2 protein-coding genes are annotated in these 1,525 nt (G+C 61.4%); both read right to left on the reverse strand.

The features are described from left to right. On the reverse strand, positions 1–762 hold a 762-nt coding region (locus tag Q0C48_RS02445; protein ID WP_291521199.1), incomplete at its 3' end, for an aminotransferase class III-fold pyridoxal phosphate-dependent enzyme. Further along, positions 762–1,525: aspartate kinase (locus tag Q0C48_RS02450; protein WP_291521201.1), on the reverse strand; the 764-nt coding region annotated here is incomplete at its 5' end. The genes Q0C48_RS02450 and Q0C48_RS02445, both read right to left, overlap by 1 nt.

Genomic DNA, 1,525 nt, shown 5'->3' on the forward strand with positions numbered 1-1,525 from the left:
CATGGCACCGATGGGCTCCCCGTTGCCCAGCCCTTTGGCCAGGCTGAGCACGTCGGGCCATAAGCCGGGAATTTGCTGATAGGCGAAGAAGGCCCCGGTACGGCCGATGCCCGTCTGCACTTCGTCCAGCATCAGGAGCAGTCCGTGCGCGTCGCAGACCTCCCGCAAACCCGTCAGAAAACCTTCAGGCGCCGGGCGCACACCGCCTTCGCCCTGCACCGGTTCGACGAGAATGGCGCAAATGCCGGGGTTGGCCTGAACCAGCGCGCGGACGGTGTGGAGATCGCCATAAGGGGCGCGCACAAAGCCCGGCACCAAGGGGCCGAAGCCTTCCTGGATGCGGAAATTACCGGTGGCCGTCAGTGCCGCCAGGGTGCGGCCATGAAAAGCGTTGCTGAACACCAGAATCTGCGGTTCGGCGAGGCCTTTGCCATGACCGTGGAGGCGGGCGATTTTGATGGCCGCTTCATTGGCCTCGGCGCCGCTATTGCAGAAAAAGGCCGCATCCATCCCGCTGATCGCGCAAAGGGTGTCAGACAGTTTTTCCTGCGCCGGAATATGGTAGAGATTGGAGGTATGCAGCAGTTGCCCGGCCTGGGCTTGCAAGGCGCGGGTAACGGCCGGATGGCTGTGCCCCAGGCCACAGACGGCGACCCCTGCCAGAGCGTCCAGATAACGGCGTCCCTCGGTATCATAGAGCCAGACGCCCTCACCCCTTGCAAAAGCGACCGGTAGCCGGGCATAAGTGGACATGAGTGGCATCAGACTGGTGCCTCCCCGTCTAGGGCGAAAGCCGCGTGCAGCGCCCGCACCGCCAGTTCCAGATATTTTTCTTCAATGACGACGGAAATCTTGATCTCGGAGGTGGAAATCATCTGGATGTTGATGTTTTCCCGCGCCAGGGTTTCAAACATGGTGGCGGCGATACCGGCATGGGAGCGCATCCCGACGCCCACCACGGAAACCTTGACGATGTGGGTGTCGCCCCGCACGTCCTCGGCGCCGAGTTGCTGGGCCACGCCTTGGAGAATATCGCGGGTCTTGGCGAAATCATTGCGGTCCACCGTGAAGGTGAAGTCGGTTTTACCCGCCTCCGAAACATTCTGGAGGATCACATCCACATTGATATTGGCCGCGGAAATCGGACCCAGAATGGCATAGGCGATGCCCGGATGGTCGGGCACGCCGACAACGGTGATTTTCGCCTCATTGCGGGAGAAGGCGATGCCGGAGACGCGGGGAGCTTCCACAGAATTTTCCTCATTGGTGACCAGGGTGCCGGGTCCATCCTGAAAAGACGACAAGACCCGCACGGGAACATGGTATTTCATGGCGAATTCGACGGAGCGGGTTTGCAGAACCTTGGCACCGAGGCTGGCCATTTCCAGCATTTCTTCAAAGGTGATGCGATCCAGGCGGCGCGCCCGGGATTCCACTCGCGGGTCAGTGGTGTAAATGCCGTCCACATCGGTGAAAATATCGCACTCATCGGCATGCAGGGCGGCCGCCAGGGCCACGGCGGTGG

This window comes from Acidithiobacillus sp., from assembly GCF_023255755.1.
Classification (GTDB): Bacteria; Pseudomonadota; Gammaproteobacteria; order Acidithiobacillales; family Acidithiobacillaceae; genus Acidithiobacillus.